A 19,292-nucleotide genomic window follows, 5' to 3' on the forward strand; every position below is an offset into this window, starting at 1 on the left:
TTAAATATTACTTATTGATAGATAAAATCATGCTGCGCCATCTGCGGTATACTGCTTCAGCATGTCCATCGACGGAGCAAAGAAGAGACTGCCGGTATAGGCCGTACTGAAATCGAGGATCCGGTCGTAATTGCCTGCCGGAACGCCGATAAACATTCGCTCCAGCATTTTAAAGGTAGTACTGAATGTGTTTGCATATGCGATAAAGTAGGTGCCCACTTCATTTTTGCCGGGGTTGCCAAAGGGCATGTTGTCCCTTACTATTTTCAGCTCATTCCCGTTATCGTCATCCAGGCTGGCTAAGGCGCTATGGGAATTATCGGGCTTTACATCGTCGGGCATCTCTATATCGCTGATCTTATAACGGCCAATTACTTTCTCCTGGTCTTCGGTGGAGAGCTTTGTCCACCCGTTCATATTATGCAGGTACTTCTGCACAAAAAGATAGCTTCCGCCTTTATAAACCGGATCTTCATCACCCACCAGGGCAAAGTGCTGCCGCTCGTTACCGATGGGGTTTTCCGTGCCATCCACAAAGCCCAGAATAGAACGGCCATCCCAATACCTGAAGCCATGTACTTCTTCCAGACAATCGGCCACCGGTGATAACACCGCTGTGATAGCAGTGAGCATGTCAAAGCAAATGGACATGTCAGTTGACCGGAGATGAAAATGCAGATCTCCCGGAGTGGCCACTGCCGTATGTTTTGCGCCTGCCATCGGTTCAAAATTTCTCAGCTCTTTCGGGATGGGCCGGGGCAGGGATAGCTTCAGCCATGCTTCGTATCCCACCCCCATTACGCAGGTGGCGCGTCCACCGGGTGCCCGTATAATAAAGGTATGATTAAGATTGGCTACCAGGCCGCAAAGCTGTTCAAAAACAGGTTTTATTTCCGCACCCTCCTTAAACTTCCAGACGGTGAAGATGGTGTTATTGTTGGGGTAATCGGTAACATTCTGCGATTCATGGTGTATTGCTCTGCTCATATTTAGTTAGGCTATTGGAATTTAATAAATTATGTTAACTGACTTCTTTTCAAATTTAGGCGATGTTGCAGATAGCAACTATTGCGTGGTGATTTGATGAATAATATTCGTCAATTTTTTCACCATTTTCAACAGCTTTCTAAACAAATCATCATCCGATAGTTGTTTATTATTGTAACGGAATTTAATGCATTTTCAGCTATTCTCCTGTATATAACCAGTTGCCGTTTTTTTTATTCAAAAGAAAAATTTAATGCTATGGGTAAAATTATTGGGATTGACCTGGGAACTACCAACAGCTGTGTTGCCGTAATGGAGGGCAACGAGCCGGTGGTTTTAGCCAACGATGAGGGACGCCGTACCACCCCATCTGTTGTTGCATTTCTGAAAAACGGGGAACGTAAAGTAGGTGATCCCGCTAAAAGGCAGGCGATCACCAATCCCCAAAACACGATTATTTCTGTAAAGCGTTTTATGGGCCGTAAGTATGATGAAGTACAAAGCGAGCTTTCACATGTCAGTTACAAAGTGGTGCGTGGCGACAATGATACCATTCGTATTGACATCGACGGCCGTTTGTATACCCCGCAGGAAATTTCTGCTATCATCCTCCAGAAAATGAAAAAGATAGCGGAAGACCACTTAGGCCAGGAGGTAAGCGAAGCCGTTATTACGGTACCGGCTTATTTTAATGATGCACAGCGTCAGGCGACTAAAGAAGCGGGTGAAATAGCCGGATTAAAGGTACGGCGTATTGTAAATGAGCCTACCGCTGCGGCGCTGGCCTACGGGCTGGATAAAGGCGACAGAAATCATAAGGTGGCAGTGTTTGACCTCGGAGGCGGCACCTTCGATATTTCCATCCTGGAACTGGGCGACGGTGTATTTGAAGTAAAATCCACCAATGGAGATACCCACCTGGGAGGAGATGATTTTGATAAAGTTATTGTAGACTGGCTGGCAGATGAATTTAAGAAAGATGAATCCATCGATCTCCGGAAAGACCCGATGGCGCTGCAACGCCTGAAAGAAGCGGCAGAAAAGGCCAAGGTGGAATTGTCGTCCGCTACCGAAACGGAGATCAACCTGCCGTATGTTACCGCTGTGGATGGCGTGCCCAAGCACCTGGTCAGGAAACTAACCCGCGCAAAATTTGAGCAACTGGCGGATAGCCTTTTCAGCCGTTGCCTGAAACCCTGCGAAACAGCCTTGAAAGATGCCGGTTTGAAACCTGCTGATATTGACGAAGTGATCCTTGTGGGCGGTAGTACCCGCATTCCAAAGGTGCAGGAGATCGTGGAAAAATTCTTTGGCAGGAAGCCCAATAAAAGCGTGAACCCCGATGAAGTAGTAGCCATCGGGGCGGCGATCCAGGGAGCGGTATTAACCGGTGAGGTGAAAGACGTATTGCTACTGGACGTTACCCCGCTTTCTTTGGGGATTGAAACAATGGGCGGTGTAATGACCACGTTGATCCCTTCCAATACCACTATTCCCGCAAAAAAATCGGAAGTATTTTCAACTGCCGCCGATAACCAGCCCGGTGTGCAGGTGCATGTATTGCAGGGCGACCGCCCGCTGGCAAAGGACAATAAAAGTTTAGGGATCTTTAACCTGGACGGCATCCCACCTGCTCCGAGAGGAATGCCCCAGATTGAAGTGGCATTTGATATTGATGCAAATGGTATTTTGAACGTAACTGCTAAAGATAAAGGCAGTGGCAAAGAACAAAAGATACGGATAGAAGCGGGCAGTGGATTAAGTAAGGAAGAGGTGGAAAAAATGAGAGCCGATGCAAAGGCAAATGAAGCGGCCGATAAAATAGCCAGGGAGAAAGTTGAAAAAATGAACCAGGCCGATAGTCTTATTTTCCAGACAGAAAAGCAGTTGAAGGAGTATGGAGATAAAATTCCGGCAGATAAGAAAGAGGCCATCACCGGCGCGGTAGCGGCATTAAAGTATGCGCATGAACAACAGGACATTCCGGGCATCGACCGGTCTATTAACGACCTGAACACGGCATGGACGTCGGCCAGCGAAGATATGTATAAAGCTGGTCAAAGTGCAAATGAAGGCGCGCAACCCCATGCGGAACCGGCGGGTGGAACGGAAGATGTTACAGACGTACCTTTTGAAGAAGTGAGATAGTTTTTTATCATAAAACAGCAAAGCCCTGGAATTACTCCAGGGCTTTGCTGTTTTATGATGGTTTAATATCCATCGTTTTGGATCAGTACCGGCGCGTTCCGGTCTATCTCCGTTTGTGGAATAGGCCAGAACTCATAATTGGCTTTGTATTTAGTTTTGATAGTAGGTTGCAGTGGATTGGGTACGAAACCATCCAGTTTTTGAACGGCAATGCCCCATCTTCTCAGATCAAAATAGCGGATACCCTCCAGGGCAAACTCCACTCTTCTTTCATGCCGGATCCGGGTGCGCATTTCGGCCTGGGATAGTCCGGCAGGCAGGTCGGGCATATTGCTCCGGTTCCTGACAAGCTTGATGGCGGCGTATACCGAAGCATCGGGCCCGGTTACTTCATTCTGCGCTTCTGCATACATGAGCAGGATATCGGCATAGCGGAGCAGCACAAAGTCGTTGTCGTCGATGGTGCCGTAGTCGGGATCAGTAAGACTTGGATCCAGCCATTTTTTTACGGCGTAATAACCAGCGGTCCAGCTATCTTTTCCCGGTGTGGCTATGGAGAGGGCGCCGGTAAAGGGCCATCCCTGTGCTTTGGTATCGCCGGGGAAGAAGAAGGTGAGGCGCATGCGGGGATCGCGGTTTTCAAACGGTTTCCCTTTTACGTATACAGCTGAGGAAGCGGTATCCTTGCCATCTGCGGCTTCGTATTCGTTGATCAGGTCCTGCGTACCCTGTTCTCCTTTCCAGCGCTGGAGATTTACAGAAATGGCCACATCCTGGTGCAGGATATTGGGCCGCTGGTATTTTACAGAGAACATGATTTCCTTGCTGTTATTCTGATCAGGCTTATAAAAATTGGCGGCGTAGTTTGCAAACAGACTGAATTTGTTGGCCGTCATGATTTCCTTTGCCAGCGCGGCGGCTTCAGCGTAGCGTTTCTGAAACAGGAGCACTCTTACTTTGTATCCCTGGGCAGTAGCTTTTACGGCATGGCCATTTGTATAACCTGCATCGGGCAGGGAGGCGATGGCGAGATCGAGGTCGGCCAGTACCAGTTTCAATACTTCGGCCCTGTCGGATTTAGCCCGGGTCGATTTATAATCTTCTTTGAAAGGATCATCCGTAAAAATGACGGTATTACCATAGAGCTGCGCCAGCCAGAAATAGTGAAATGCCCGCAGGAAGTATGCTTCTGCTTTATATTTTGTTAGCTGATCGCCGCTGAGTACTTTATCTACGTTGGCAAGAAAAGAATTGGCCGCGGCGATGGCCTGGTAGCAGTTGCTGTAGTAGGAGTATACAAAATCGCCGGACTGTGGAGTGATGCCCGAAGTGAGGGCGTTCAAACCGCCGCCATAGTTATACTGACCGTAGGAGTCGTCCGTGAAATTATCCCACGCGAAAACGGTAAACTGTGAGGTAGCATAGCCACCACTGCTGGCGTAGAGGTAGTTGTACAGGCCGGTGAGCGCCTTGTCCGCATCGTCGGGTGTTTTCCAGAAAAAAGCAGACGACAGTTTATCCGGAGGCGTTACATCCAGCAGATCTTTGTTGCATCCGCTGCACAATATAAAAGCCGTAGCGGTTATCGTGAATATTAATTGCTGAATCTTTTTCATAACTGAACTTTTAACAGAAGAAATTAAAACTGAACCATAGCGCCAAAAGTGTATGTTTTGGTTTGCGGATAGGTAACATAGTTACCGTCTCCTACGCGTTCGGGATCAAGTCCCGGGAATTTGCTGATGGTGAATACATTTTCAGCGGTAAAGAACACCCGCAGCGATTTTATACCTACCCGGGTAATAGTGGCTGCCGGCAGGTTGTAGCCCAGCTGCACATTCCTGAGCCGGAGGAAAGAGGCATCTTTCAGGAAGTAAGTGGAGGCATAGTTCTGAACGGGAGCATATCCATCGGCTACATATATTTTAGGCATAGTGGTGCTGGGGTTTTCCGGTGTCCAGCGGTTGCGCCAGTCTGTAGTAGGTACGGAGCCTTGCCGGAAAGGTTCTATGCCCCATCCGTTTACATAGATCTTTTGTCCCTGTGAAGCATAGAATTGTGCGCTCAGGTCAAAGTTTTTCCATGATGCACCAAGATTAAAAGCATACTGGAAAGTGGGATATTTTCCTTTGGTATAGGTCCGGTCTTTATCATCGATTACACCATCTCCATTCACATCTTTTATTTTCAGATCGCCGGGAGTGGCGTCTACAGGTTGTTTGGGCGATTTGGCAATTTCATCTGCGCTCTGAAAAATGCCATCCCACTGATAGAGGTAGTATTCATCCAAAGGGTGTCCTTCTTCCCGGATGGTGGTACCGCTGATTTCGCGCTTGCCAAATTCTTCCAGTATATTTTTGTAGCGTTGGAAATTGGCGCCAATATACCAGGTAAAGTTTTTCCCGATCTTATCGTTGTATTGTACATTGAATTCAAATCCCTTGTTTCTTACGGCTCCGTTATTGATAATAGGGGCTGCTAATCCCAGCCACAGCGGTACCTGGGAGCTGCGGAGGATGTCAAAGGTATATTTATTGAACCAGTCGCCGGTGAAGGTAAGCCGGTTATCAAATGCAGTGAGATTAAGACCGAGGTCCAATACCCTTGTAGTTTCCCAGGTAAGAGTGGGATCTATAATCTGGCTGCCGGTAAAGCCGGTGGAAACATTGGAGCCAAAGGCATAGGGTCTGTTATCGAGCGTGGATTGATACGGATAGGTACCGATGTTCTGGTTGCCCAGCTGGCCCCAGGAGGCGCGTAGCTTCAGGTCGTTTATCCAGGTAACATTTTTCAGGAATGATTCTTCTGATGCGCGCCATGCGCCGGAAAAGGAATAGAACAATCCCCAGCGGGTATCTGAAGGCAGCCGCGAAGTACCGTCGTATCTTACGCTGGCGCCGAGCAGGTATTTATCTTTATAATCATAATTCGCATTACCATAAAACGAGCGGATAGCCCAGGTACCGGACGTTCCGTTATTGGCCTGGCCTTCTGTGGGACCTGCATTCAGTTCTCTCAGCAGGTTGGTTGGAAACTGTGTGCGGCTGGCATTGAGGGTATCGGCTTTATTTTGTTCCTGCTGATAACCTGCCAGCGCGGAGAGGTTATGGTCGCCGAATTTATTTTTGTAGGTAAACTGGCTGTAATAAACGGTGTAGATGTTGCCGGTGTTGCCTACAGTCAGCCCGGGTGTACCGTCGTCGAGCAATCCGGCGGGGCTCATGTCACTGAAATAATAAGTGGGTACAACAGGCCTGAAGTCATTGTATTTGTAGTTGTCGTAGTTCATGCCTGCCCTGTTTTCCCATCTCAATCCATCCACGATGTCCACATCGAGGGAGAGGTTTCCCTGAGCGTAGTAGTCGTTTGTTTTAACCCGGACATCTTCATCCACGATGGCCACAGGGTTTTTATTTCCCAGTTCATTGGAGTAGGCTTTCTTGATCCATTTTCCATCGCTGGAGGCAGGGTAGAGGGGCGACTGTGCCAGGGCAGAAAGGAACATATCGCCTGCACCGTTTTCAGGATATTTCCTGTCGGCGTACCGCATCTGCACATTGGTACCAATGGTTACCCTTTTGTTGATCCTGGAGCTGAGGCCCAGGTCCAGGGTATATTTTTTATAGTCGAAGCCGATTAACACGCCTGGCTGGTTGCTGATACCTAAACCAAGACTGTACGTAGTACCTTCTTTTCCGCCGCTCATATTCAGGTAATGGTTCTGGGTGTAAGCCGTGCGGAAGATATCGTCCAGCCAGTTGTGGTTAGGGTATTTCACCCGGTCGGTAGCCTGTTGGTACAGATCGATCTGCTGCTGGGTATAAAGCGGTGCAAGACCTGAATTAGTCCGGGCTTCGTTCGATAACTGCATGTACTCTGCCGAGTTGGAAATAGTCTGTGGCAGTTTGGCTGCTTTTGAAACACCGAGATTATATCCATAGGTGAGAGAAAAACCTGCGCGTCCTTTTTTTGTTTTCACTACAATTACGCCATTGGCGCCGCGGGAGCCATAGATGGCTGCGGATGCGGCATCTTTCAACACAGAAATAGATTCGATATCGTTGGGATTTAAAACGCTCAGGCTTCCCGGTAAACCATCTATTACCACGAGCGGGTCATTACCCGCGCCGCTAAAAGTGCTGATGCCGCGGATGCGTAATTGAATGTTTTCATTTCCCGGTTCGCCGGAGCCCTGGGTAACCTGTAGCCCCGGAAGTTGTCCCTGTAGCAGGGACACGGGGTTGGTGGCTACCCGTTTGTTCAGCTCTGCACCGGAAATAGTAGCTACTGCACTGGTTAGTTTATGTTTTTCCTGTGTGCCGTAACCCACTACCACTACTTCATTTAATCCTGATACATCTTCTTTGAGGACGATGTTGAAGGAAGATTGACCGGCAACGGGTATTTCCTGTTTGAGAAAACCGATGGCAGATACTACCAGGGTGGCGTTTTCCGGCACCTGTAGTGTAAACAACCCGTCTACTGTTGTTAATGTGCCGATGGTGGTACCCTTTACCTGCACCGTAATGTTGGGAAGTTGCTGGCCTTTTTCATCCACTACCTTCCCGGTAATTTTTTTTGTTTGAATCCGTTCACCGGCGTTTTTAAATACCACCATGCTGTTATCGAGGATAGTATAATGAAGACCGGTTTTGAGTGCTACGGCATCCAGTACTTCCCGGATATCAGCCTTTTCCATGGTGAGGCTGAGTTTGGGTGTTTTCTCTGTTTCGTTGTTGCTGTAATAAAATGTGTAGGTCGTTTTTTTCTCGAGATAGCGGAACACTTTCTCGATATCTGCATTAACGAAGGACACGGATATCGTATTCTGCGAAAATCCTGCTGCAGTGGCCTGGAAAAACAGCAGGAACAATACTCCGGTAAATTTGATCATGAGAAATAATTTTCGTCTATTACAACGTAAGGCGAACGTGGTTTGTTTCAATGCTATTTTCATAACCTGGAAGTGAGCTTATAAAATCAATAAATCTGAAAATCTGTGGAGATCCATAACGGAGATTCCGGGCATAGTGATGCCGCTAGGGAGGTCGCTCCCCGATCATGATACTATTTTTCATAACTTCTGGTTTACTTGATTGTCACTATATCATCCTGAATGGAATAATTGAATGGTTGAATATTCTGGAGTACCTCCAGCAGTTTTTCAATAGAAATATTATCTGCCCGTCCGGAAAATCTTAACGTGGCCAGTTGTTGGTTTTCGATGTTGATTTTCACTCCGTACCAGCGTTCCAGTCGCAGCGAAAGCGCCAGCAGTGATTCATTGCGGAATATGAGTTGATTGTTCATCCAGGCAGTTTCCATTACATGAATGGTATCTGTTGATGAAAGGACAGACAGTGGCTGACGTTCAATTTTTGTTTGTTCTTTATTACCTGATCCGGCGATGCTGTTGTTTGTTCCGGTATGATCGTTTATTGTTTTGCGGAGAATTACTTTCTGGTTGGGCATCACCTTCATCACTTTACGTTCGTCCGTTGCCGTTACTTCCACTGCTCCTGAAATCACGGCGGTTTCCTCAAAATCTTCATCTTTATAGGAGCGGACATTAAACGCGGTGCCCAGTACCCGTATATCCATTTTTTGTGCATGAATGATAAATGGCCGGTTAGGCGCCTGTTTGATATCAAAATATGCTTCCCCGCTCAGGTATACTTCTCTTTTAGCCTTATCCAGTTTTTCCGGATACCTTAAAGTGCTGCCGGCATTGAGCCAGATAATGCTGCCATCAGATAAACGGATCTTTGTTTTCATACCGGCATCGGTGGATACGATCTTATACCCGGGATGTTGCCGGTACAGGTACACAAAGGTGAGCATGGCCGTTATACCCAGCATGGCGATGGCTACGGATAGCTGGTATTTATAGGCGTGCAGGAACTTTTTCCGGGAGCTTTTCCCGGTTAAAGACGGTTCCGCAGTAACGGTTCCCATCACCTTGTCTATCAGGGCATCGGTATGCGCGTCTTCTTCAGCAGCCGGTATCTTTTTAAAAGATAGCTGCTCCAGCTGTCCCGTCCTGAGCCAGTCTCCCGGATGCTCCAACAGGAGCTTGTCCAGTTCCGTTTTTTCTTCCGTGGAAATCTCGCCGCTCCAATGCAGCGCCAGTAATTCCCATAATCGTTTGGTCATTTACAGAAAGTATGATTTCAGTTGATTCCCTATTAAGACAACGCAAAAAAGAAAAACAATTAAGGTGGGCGAAAAAAAAGTCAGGAGTAGGAATATTGGATGGAGGAACCCAGTGCTGCCCATATTTTTTTGAGGGCGATAGTCATTTGTACATTTACAGTAGCCTTGGAGAGGTCCAGCAGCGTGGCCACCTGTTCATAGGTGAGCCCTTCTTCTTTTACGAGGATGAAGATCTGGCGGCAGCGGTGGGGTAAGGAGTTGATGGCGGCATTGATGTGCGATAGCTGTTCCTTGCTGATCAGGATGTCTTCCGGGTTTTTGGAAGTAACGCGGTTTACCTGTATTTCCCAGGCGGTATGGTGCGTAATGCGGCGGCCATTGCTTTTCAGGTAATTGAGCGCGGTGTTTTTAACGGCTTTAAAAAGATAGTACCGGACATCGTCAGGGGAGGTGACTTGTAGCCGTTGTTGCCATATTTTGATAAATACATCTGCCACAATTTCTTCGGCTTCTGCCTCATTACCTACAATATTACCGGCGAAATGCTTCAGGGAAGGAGTGAACGCTTTCATCATTTCTTTAAACGATGAAAGATCCCCTGTTGTCCAAAAAGAAGTATAATCGTGGTTTTGACTGCTCATAATAATGACCAAACCAAGTTAACTTATCTTTAGATAGGTACACTATGCAGTATTACCCGATTTTGATATTATATTATCATAAGTGGGAAGCCCGGCCTTTTGTGTTCAAAAGCGGACAATTTTTGTATCGAAAATGAACAAAACCATATTTATGATACAGCTACTTTGTTGTAAATCAATTAAATAGGTATCCGGCATTGTCTTGGCGCAGCATTCCCGCAAATCCCGTACGTTGCAGTCCGGGAATCATCCATCTATTATGATCAGAAATTTCTTCAAGGTCGTTTGCCGCAACCTGTGGCGTAACAAAGGGTTTTCAGCCATCAATATTACGGGGCTTGCTGTAGGCATGGCTGCCGCGATACTTATTTTGTTGTGGATACAGGACGAACGAAGCTACGACGGGTTTCATGCCAACAAGGACAGGATATACGAAGTATGGAATCGTGTACCCTTTGAGGGTGAGCTTTCGTACTGGAATACCGTATCTGCATTAACGGCCCGCGCAGTAGAAAAAGATTTGCCTGAGGTAGAGCGTGCGGTAAGGGTAGGTCCCAGTAGTGGTCTTCTTTCAGTGGGCGATAAAAAACTAATAAAGTCGGGCATGCTGGCAGATACCGGTTTCCTCCAGATGTTCACCTTCCCGATGCTGAAAGGCAATCCCATTACAGCGCTGAATGATGTTCATTCGGTAGTGCTTACCGAAAGAACTGCTAAAAGTTTATTCGGCAATGAAGATGCAATGGGGAAAATTATAAAAATTGAGAATAAAGATAATTTTACGGTTACCGGTATTTTAAAAGATTTACCTGGCAATACAAGATTTGATTTTGAATACCTGTTGCCCATGTCATCTTTAAAATACAGGGAAGGAACGGATTTAGGCTGGAGCGATAACAGTACCCCTACTTATGTAATGCTGAAACCAAATGTAAGCTATGCTTCCGCTGATGCTAAAATAAAAGAATTGAAGCAGCATTACAGTGATGAGGCAAAAACGATGAAATGGGAGATGTTTATTTACCCGCTTGACCGCTGGCGGTTGTATTCAAGCTTCAGCAATGGTGGGGAAGATAACGGTGGCCGTAGCACATTCGTAAAAATATTCGGCATTATTGCCGGGTTAATATTATTGATTGCCTGCATCAACTTTATGAACCTGAGTACCGCAAGAAGTGAAAAGCGGGCGAAGGAAGTTGGAATAAGAAAAGTAGTGGGGGCACAGAAGAGTTCACTTATCAGTCAGTTTATCGGGGAGTCCGTTTTTATTGCCTTTCTGGCCGGTATGGTGGCGATCCTTATTGTTCAGCTAAGTTTGCCCGCCTATAACCAGCTTACGGATAAAAAACTATTTCTCGATTTTAGCAATGTTTATACCTGGATGGCGTTTATCGGGTTTATCCTGTTTACCGGTTTGTTAGCCGGCAGCTATCCCGCCTTCTTTCTTTCGTCTTTCCAACCTGTTAAAGTATTAAAGGGCACCTTTAAAAAAGCAAACGCGTTGGTAACGCCAAGAAAAGTATTGGTGGTACTGCAGTTTACATTTGCCACCGTTCTTATCATCTGCACTATAATTGTAAAGCAACAGATAGACTATGCCCGTGAGCGGGAAACAGGATATAATAAAGATAATCTGGTGTATCATTTCATGACAGGTGATATATCAAAGAATTACACGCTGATAAAAAATGAATTGCTTGAATCCGGTGTTGCGAAATCAGTTACAAGAACAAATTCCCCGCTTACTGAAAGGTGGAGTAATGGATGGGGACAGAAGTGGGAAGGGAAGGATCCGAATGATAAAACATCTTTCGACCGGTATTTAGCGGATGAAGGTTTGGGCGCTACGGCAGGGTTACAGTTTATCGAAGGCCGTGATTTCGATCTGAAAAAATACCCTACCGATTCATCAGCACTGATTGTAAATGAATCCTCGTTGAAAGTAATGAAGTTTAAAGATCCGATTGGTAAAGTAGTAAGTGATCTTGGGGTTGACTGGCATATTGTAGGAGTCATTAAAGATTTTATTCTTACCAGCCCTTATGAGCCGACGAGGCCAATATTGATATGCGGTGCGAAGAGTAGCTTTATGACTTTTAAAGTGGTGCAGATAAAACTAAACGGAGATTATGCTACTGCGAAGAACCTTGAAAAAATGGAATCTATTTTCAGAAAATACAACCCGGATTATCCGTTTGAGTATAAGTTTATAGATGAAGCCTACGCGCGGAAATTTGAGAATGAACAACGCCAGGGCACTTTAGCCGCTTTATTTGCGGGGCTTACCATTTTTATTTCCTGCCTGGGGTTGTTTGGTCTTGCTACATATATGGCAGAAAGCAGGATCAAGGAAGTAGGTGTGCGGAAAGTATTAGGCGCCTCAGTGGCCGGTATTACTGCCTTATTGGCTAAAGACTTTGTAAAGCTGGTTATTATTTCATTTGTAATAGCGGCGCCATTATCATATTGGACGATGTATAAATGGCTGCAATACTATGAATATCGTGTTGCCATTCACTGGTGGGTATTCGCAGTTGCGTGTATCCTGTCCGTAGTAATAGCCGTTGCAACAGTAAGTTACCAGGCTATTAAAGCAGCATTAATAAACCCGGTGATAAGTTTGAGAAAAGAATAGTTGCCGTGTTTAATTGCAGCAGAAGAATTCCCATATAAAAAGCCCGGAGCATTGCCCCGGGCTTTTTATTAGTATTTCCTGACGGTCGTTAATCCCGGCTGTTTTTTATGTGATTAATTCCAGCCATTGTTGACAGCCCTGGCTACATTAGGATTGTAATTTTTTTCTGCATCGGGAATAGGCAGCAGCAGATGTTTGTCCTGGAACGGCTGTGTGCCGGTGCCGGGTTCTGCGGCCTTTTCTGCGTTGATGGTTTGTTTGATAATACCCCAGCGCAGCAGATCGAAGTAGCGGGACTGCTCACCGCACAATTCCAGCTGGCGTTCGCGTATCAGTATTTTCATGGCGTTTTCTTTATCGCCCAGCGTGGTATATAAAAATGCGTGCGAGCGGGAACGTACACTGTCGATCAGTGCCAGGGGAGCATTGCCTGTATTCCCTTGCTGGATCTGCGCTTCAGCCAGCATGAGCATTACATCTGCCAGGCGGATCACCTGTCCGTTGATCGGGCTTTTCGGATCGCCATATTTTTCCATGAGGTTATAGTATTCGTATTTCTTCCAGCGATAATCGCCCTGGGGATCGGCTGGATCAAAGGGATATGCCTTTGCACCGGCAGCGCATTGCTGGCAGTACAGCGTGTCTCCGCCGGAGGCGGCAGTGCCGTAGAAGGTGGATCTGGCGCGTGGATCCGTATAGAGCTGACCGTTAGCAGGGTTGGTATAGGTGAATGCTTTTACGGCCGCATTGCTGATGTACACGTTCTTCCAATCGTTCCAGCCGTATTCCATTGCACGGCCGGAATGCGTTTGTTTGCCTACCTGTTCTGCACCGTTGCCAAACATATAGTAGGGTGAACCAATGCCCCAGTCGGTCCATTGCTGGTTCATGATCTGGAAGATACTTTCCGGCGTGTTCTGGTTGGTGGTACTGAAAACATTATCAAAAGAAGGATCGAGTTGATACGCATAAGGGGCGCCCATCAGTTTTTCGAATTCTGTTTGTGCAGGTACCCATTTTTTCTGGTACAGGTATACCTTGCCAAGAAGGGCTGTGACAGCGCCTTTGGTAGCCCTGCCCAATTCTGCGGTGGGATATACGGCAGGCAGTTCGGCAGTAGCCTGGGCTTCTGTGAGGTCTTTTTCTATCTGTTTCCACACATCAGCAGCAGGGCTGCGGGATAAATAGTTGTTATTAAGTGTGGTTTGATAGTCGGTGTACAGTGGCACATCTCCCCATAATGTTACCAGGTGAAAGTAGGCATACGCCCGCAGGAACTTTACCTCTGCGAGGTACTGGTTCAGTTTGGCGCGATCGGCGGTAGCGGTGGGATTCCAGGCTGCAGCACGGTCGATCACGAGGTTGGTCCGGAATATCATGCGGTACAGGGAGCCCCATAATGCGCTGAGATTTGAGTTGTTGGAACCAAAACTGTAATCACCGAGTTCCTGTTCCGGGCCCTGCAAAAAGCTGGCACGTTTGGCATCGTGTCCCATCAGGTCGAAAATAAAATAATACTCCCGTGCCCATAACCCCGGATGCAGCAGCGTGGCGTAACTGGCTACAGTAGCCTGGTTGAGCGCACCTATGTTTGTAAAATAAGTATCGTACGCATAGGCGCTTTGATCCACCAGCTCGAGACGGGATTTTTTACATCCGGGTACGATGGTGACCAGTGTGGCTACCAGGAGCAATTGATATATATACTTCTTCATAAAATACTTTTTAAAAATTAAAACCCTAGTTGAATACCTGCCAGGAAAGTTTTTGGCTGTGGTACCTGTCCCTGATCAATACCCCGCGCAAACAGGTAATCGCCTGCTATTTCCGGATCGTAACCGGTGTAATTAGTGATGGTGACTAAGTTTTGCGCTGCTACGTAAATGCGGAGCGATTTAACAGTGCCTTTGGTGATGTTGGTTAACATCGACACCGGTGCATTGTAACCGATGGTAATATTCCTCAAACGCAGGTAGCTGCCGTCTTCCAGCCACCAGTCGGATGGACGGAGGTTTCCATTGCCCGTAGCATTCTGGCCTATTCTTGGTAAAGCCGCTACATCACCGGGTTTGCGCCATCTGTCGAGTATGTCGGTAGAAGCGTTATGACCGGTAGCCATAATGCTGGTATTTAATTTTAAGCCGTTCAGAAGTTTTAATCCGCTGATACCGGATAGTACCACGTTCAGGTCGAAGTTCTTATACGTTACGCCGGCGTTGATGCCGTAAATATATTTCGGGATGGCGTTGCCCAGTATTTCCTGGTCTTTCGCGTTAACTACGCCATCGCCGTTGATATCTTTATAAATAAAATCTCCCGGTAACAAACCATCCTGGAATTTAGCGTTTGCCACGCCTGTTTTTTTAGCGGCTTCCTGGTCAAGCGCTGTAATTTCCGCGGCATCCCGGGCCACATGATCCAAACGGTAGCCATAAAAAGAACCGATGGCATAGCCGGCAGCAGTGTAGGTAGTAGCTGGTACCGGTGTGAAAGCACCTGCCTGGATAGGCGCGGAAAACTGGTCGCCTAATGACAGTACCTCGTTGCTGTTGATGGATCCGTTCACGCTTACGTTGTAGCTGAAGTTACTATTGATCTTATCCCTGTAACCGATGGTGAGTTCAAAGCCTTTATTTTGCGCGTCTGCAGCATTTACTGTTTTCCGCGGCTGCGTGCCGGTAGGGCTTACGCCAATACTTCCCGGCAGGAGGGTAGTAACCAGCAGGCCGGTACTTTTCCTGTTGTACCAATCGGCTTCGATGGTGAGGCGGTTATTTAAAAATGCCAGGTCGATACCGATATCTGTCTGGGCGGTTTGTTCCCATTTTAAATCGGGGTTACTTAAAGTGGTGATAGTGGTGCCGGATACAAATGTTTCCGTGCTGCCAAAGGAATATACCAGTGCACCTCCGGGTGTACCCTGGTACGTTTTCGCGGTATTCAGGAAGTTAGGAATGTTGTTGTTGCCGGTTTGTCCCCAGCTTGCGCTGAGTTTACCATCCGACAATACAGGGAATGCCTTCTTCATAAATCCTTCTTCTGAAAAGCGCCACGACAAGCCCGCTGCGGCGAAGTTACCATAACGGTTATTAATACCGAAGTTGGAGGCGCCATCCCTGCGGTAGCTGGTGGTCAGGATATATTTATCATCAAAAGTATAGTTCAACCGGCCGTAATAAGAGATCACGGAAGGACGGGCATAGTTGGAATAGGAGTTGGTAACAGACTGGGAAGAAGCTACGCCTACGTTGGGGATATTGTCATTGGGCTGACCGGTACCTCTTATAGTAGAGCCGTTGGTGATACCCGGGTCGATATAGCTTTGTCCCGCTATTAAAAAGAGCTGGTGTTTGCCGAGTATTTTGTCGTACGACAGGTAGTTTTCCAGCATGTAATAGGAGTTCTCTGTAAAGCCCAGCATCGACTGGCGGGCCTGGTTCAGGAAGTTGGATGACTGGTACTGTTGCTGGTAGCTGTTGTTCCGGTTGGAGTTCACTTCTGCTGCAAACTGTGAGCGGAATTTCAGTCCGTCGATGATACGTACTTCGCCCGACAGCTGCGGGAAAAAGGCCAGTGATTTAGTCGTTTGACTTCTCATGGAAATATCCTGGAGCGGATTACTGGCGTTGCTGTAGTCGTCGATGTTTGACATGATAGAATAACCGCCCTGTATCGATGCGTCCAGCACGGGTTTATACGGAGCGTACTGAATAGCATTGATAATGCTGGCATAGTTGCCATTGCTCACATATTGTCTGAATATCAGGTTCTGGGTAAACCGGAAGCGTCCCAGTATTTCTTCCAGCCCCACGCGTGCCTGGAATCTTTTGTTGGTAGCGTTGGTTATGATCGCCTGCTGATTGATATAGGTGGCAGATACAGAGTAGTTTACTTTTTCACCGCCGCCGCTGATGTTCAGATCGTGTTCGGATACAAGGGCGTTGCGGAAAATGGCATCCTGCCAGTTGGTGCTGTCCTGTAATACCGCCGGAGTATTGAATTTCGCGGGCAGTACGGCATTTTTGGTAGCGGCGAGATCTTTCAACGCATCAACGTACTGCACTGCGTTGAGAAGGTCCAGTTGTTTCCATGCTTTGGCGATGCCCCATTGGGAAGTAAAGTTAACACGGGGCGGACCGGGCTTTCCTTTTTTGGTGGTGATGATCACCACGCCGTTGGCAGCTGCAGAGCCGTAGATAGCAGTAGAAGACGCATCTTTCAGAATGGTGATGCTTTCTATATCCTGCGGATTGAGCGTATTGAACAGGTTTTTGGTTCCCTGGATACCATCAACCACGTACAGCGGATTGATGTCGGTGAAACTACCGGTACCGCGGATAATGATCTGGGCATCTGCACCGGCAGCGCCGCTGTTTTGCACTACCTGTACACCGGCAGCTTTACCGATAAGCAGCTGTGAGGGGTTGGTAGCATTTACAGCGCCTGCTTCTTTTACCGTTACCACGTTGAAGGCGCCTACCACATCTTTTTTCCGGGCGGAGCCATAGCCGATAACGATGATATCGTTCAGGGCTGCTACCGTTTTCACGAGGCGCACGGAAAAAGTGAGTGTGGCGCCAGGCTTGAGGCTGACGTTATTGAGTTGCTGTGTTTCAAAACCCATGTAAGAAATGCTGAGTAGATATTTGCCTTCAGGCGGCAGTCCGGAGAAACGGAATATGCCGTTGCTGTCGGTAACTACGCCGGCGGAATACTTTGTTTTTTCATTCAGCGCCACTACCGAGGCATTGGGGAGGAGTTCGCCCTGATCGGTACGCACGGTGCCGGTTACCTGCAGGCGACCCTGCGCCTGAGAGGACATGGAAAGGCCTGCTATCAGCATGCATAGCAGCAGGGGCAAATGCCATTTTGGTCGATAAAACATTTTCATAACTGGGACGTGTTTTTTAAAAATCCGGGGCATAGCAAGCCCCGGGCGCCTTTGCGCCTTTTGTGGAATAGAACTATAGTTGTTGAATTATTTCTTCTTAATAATAAATCCGCTATCGTTTCTGATCAGCTTCAGATTATTGGGAAGCGTTAAATCGGTCAGTATCTTCACCAGCGAGTCGGTCTTTTCAAATTTACCATCGAAGTAGATCTCTGTTACATCCGACGGATAATAATAGATGGCTACACCGTAATAGTTACTCAGCTGATCGAGGACCTGCGCCATTGGTTGATTATTAAATTTATACCAGTCCGGCTTTGCATTCCCGGTGTTGTTGTTTCCTGCTTTTACTAATATACCCGTGCCCGTAGTATTGAAATCTGCCACGATGGATCTTCCTGTTTTGCGGTAGTACCGGAGTTCTTTTCCTGGTGTAAGTACTACCTTCTTATTGTTGGGGGCTGCCTGTACCAACACCTTACCGGTGTTCAGCCGTACGGTAATCATATCTTCCCCGGGGATCGCTTTCACATGAAAAAAGGTACCCAGTACGGTAGTATACAGTTCGCTGCTATACACCACGAAGGGGTGTTGTTTATCGGCTACTACAGTAAAATCTGCCTCTCCTGTAAGATATATATTCCTGTTGTCCCTGAACTGTTTATTATACACCATGCTGGCATCCGGGAAAAGCTGTACCACTGATCCATCCGGCAGCACGGTAGTGATGGTTTTGCCGCTGGTGTTTTCTTTGCGTTCCTGTTGTTCCGGCGGAATAGATGCGATTGTTGCGGATGCAACAACTGTTTCCTTTTCCTGGTCGCGGTTTACCAGTAACAAACTTCCCCCTATCAGCACGCCTGCGGTTACTGCCGCGATGGCCAGTCGTTTCGCCCATTTTGTACGGCTATTGGCAAATACGGTTTGGCGGTGGATGTTTTTCAGCCACTGTTGGGAAACCGTTTCCGGAAAATTGCCATCGTCCTGTATCTGCAGAAATTCTTCTTCCGGCAGGTATTTCTCCAGCATATCCGGATGTTCCTGCAGGTAGGTGGCTACCTCACGGGCTTCTTCCGGTGTGCATTGATTGCTAAAGAACCGCGCCAGTAATTCGTCATTTATCATGTTATGTACGGCTGATAGATAAGTAATACGTTTGTGAAAGACAGACTACTTAGTTGAAACGTAAAAATATTTTCAAAACGGGAAAAGCCAGGCTATGAGGGGAAGCAGCAGACGGAGATAATGTTTTATTTGCCTGATGGCCTGAAAGATATGTGACTCCACAGTTCTGGACGACAAGGAAAGTTCGTGCGCTATCTGCTGATGGCTCATACCTTTAAATCGGCTCATTTCAAATACTTTGCGGCGCATCGGCGGCATTTCTTCCAGTGCGTGGGCCAGTTTATGTTGCAGCTCTTTTTCGGCCAGCCGGCCCCAGAGGTCATCTGCCGGCAGGGTGTACTGCTCAATCACGTGGATCACCTTTTCTTTGTACACGGTTTCCTTCCGGAGAAAGTCGATCAGGGTGGTACGGGCAATACGGAACAGCTGGAGCTGTACGTCGAGATCGTCTGCCAGGCTTTCCCGGTAGTTCCAGAACTTGATGAATGTAAGCTGCGCCACCTCCTCTGCGATGAAAGGAGACTTTGTTTTCCGGAGAATAAAATAGTAGATCCTTTTGTGGCACGAATAGTATACTTCATTAAATACCAAAAGGTTACCTTGTTTCAAAGCAGCTATAGTATTCACAACGTGGCGTTTTACACCGGCAATTTAAATAAATAAATGCGGGAATTCCTATAGGGGGTGATAATGAGGTGGTGGAGGAGGGAAA

At 47.2% G+C, this 19,292-nt stretch carries 11 protein-coding genes; 2 read left to right on the top strand and 9 right to left on the bottom strand.

Features of this window, described 5'->3' with window-relative positions; translation table 11 throughout:
* Nucleotides 1-27 precede the first annotated feature (27 nt).
* Nucleotides 28-987 (bottom strand): Dyp-type peroxidase, encoded by a 960-nt coding sequence (locus tag B5Z18_RS29190; protein ID WP_079473082.1) that lies wholly within the window; start codon nt 985-987, stop codon nt 28-30.
* Between the two features lie 258 nt (nt 988-1,245).
* Here B5Z18_RS29190 and dnaK point away from each other — a divergent pair, with 258 nt between their 5' ends.
* The gene (dnaK, locus tag B5Z18_RS29195; RefSeq protein ID WP_079473131.1) at nt 1,246-3,135 is read left to right on the top strand and encodes a molecular chaperone DnaK; all 1,890 of its coding nucleotides are present in this window, start codon (nt 1,246-1,248) and stop codon (nt 3,133-3,135) included.
* Between the two features lie 62 nt (nt 3,136-3,197).
* On the opposite strand, the gene B5Z18_RS29200 is transcribed toward dnaK, so the two are convergent.
* The 4 genes from B5Z18_RS29200 to B5Z18_RS29215 all read right to left on the bottom strand — a co-directional run bounded on the left by B5Z18_RS29200 (nt 3,198) and on the right by B5Z18_RS29215 (nt 9,863).
* Entirely contained in the window at nt 3,198-4,751 is a 1,554-nt protein-coding gene (locus B5Z18_RS29200; protein WP_079473083.1) for a RagB/SusD family nutrient uptake outer membrane protein, read from the bottom strand.
* 23 nt (nt 4,752-4,774) lie between these two features.
* Nucleotides 4,775-8,029 (bottom strand): SusC/RagA family TonB-linked outer membrane protein, encoded by a 3,255-nt coding sequence (locus B5Z18_RS29205; protein WP_159454468.1) that lies wholly within the window; start codon nt 8,027-8,029, stop codon nt 4,775-4,777.
* Nucleotides 8,030-8,223: 194 nt separating this feature from the next.
* Complete coding sequence (locus tag B5Z18_RS29210; protein WP_079473085.1) at nt 8,224-9,288, bottom strand: FecR family protein; 1,065 nt, start codon at nt 9,286-9,288, stop codon at nt 8,224-8,226.
* An 80-nt stretch (nt 9,289-9,368) separates the two neighbouring features.
* Complete coding sequence (locus tag B5Z18_RS29215) at nt 9,369-9,863, bottom strand: RNA polymerase sigma-70 factor (RefSeq protein WP_159454469.1); 495 nt, start codon at nt 9,861-9,863, stop codon at nt 9,369-9,371.
* Nucleotides 9,864-10,188: 325 nt separating this feature from the next.
* Here B5Z18_RS29215 and B5Z18_RS29220 point away from each other — a divergent pair, with 325 nt between their 5' ends.
* Complete coding sequence (locus B5Z18_RS29220) at nt 10,189-12,564, top strand: ABC transporter permease (RefSeq protein WP_079473132.1); 2,376 nt, start codon at nt 10,189-10,191, stop codon at nt 12,562-12,564.
* A gap of 113 nt (nt 12,565-12,677) precedes the next feature.
* On the opposite strand, the gene B5Z18_RS29225 is transcribed toward B5Z18_RS29220, so the two are convergent.
* The 4 genes from B5Z18_RS29225 to B5Z18_RS29240 form a co-directional block, all read right to left on the bottom strand.
* Nucleotides 12,678-14,279, bottom strand: coding sequence for a RagB/SusD family nutrient uptake outer membrane protein (locus tag B5Z18_RS29225; RefSeq protein ID WP_079473087.1), 1,602 nt, complete (start codon nt 14,277-14,279; stop codon nt 12,678-12,680).
* A 17-nt stretch (nt 14,280-14,296) separates the two neighbouring features.
* On the bottom strand, nt 14,297-17,455 hold the full coding sequence (locus tag B5Z18_RS29230) for a SusC/RagA family TonB-linked outer membrane protein (RefSeq protein WP_200817382.1): 3,159 nt from the start codon (nt 17,453-17,455) through the stop codon (nt 14,297-14,299).
* 87 nt (nt 17,456-17,542) lie between these two features.
* Nucleotides 17,543-18,580: a FecR family protein gene (locus B5Z18_RS29235; RefSeq protein ID WP_079473089.1), complete on the bottom strand. Its 1,038-nt coding sequence runs from the start codon at nt 18,578-18,580 to the stop codon at nt 17,543-17,545.
* 72 nt (nt 18,581-18,652) lie between these two features.
* Nucleotides 18,653-19,207, bottom strand: coding sequence for a sigma-70 family RNA polymerase sigma factor (locus tag B5Z18_RS29240; RefSeq protein WP_159454470.1), 555 nt, complete (start codon nt 19,205-19,207; stop codon nt 18,653-18,655).
* Between the last annotated feature and the right edge of the window lie 85 nt (nt 19,208-19,292).

Source organism: Chitinophaga ginsengisegetis (genome assembly GCF_900168065.1).
GTDB lineage: Bacteria > Bacteroidota > Bacteroidia > Chitinophagales > Chitinophagaceae > Chitinophaga > Chitinophaga ginsengisegetis.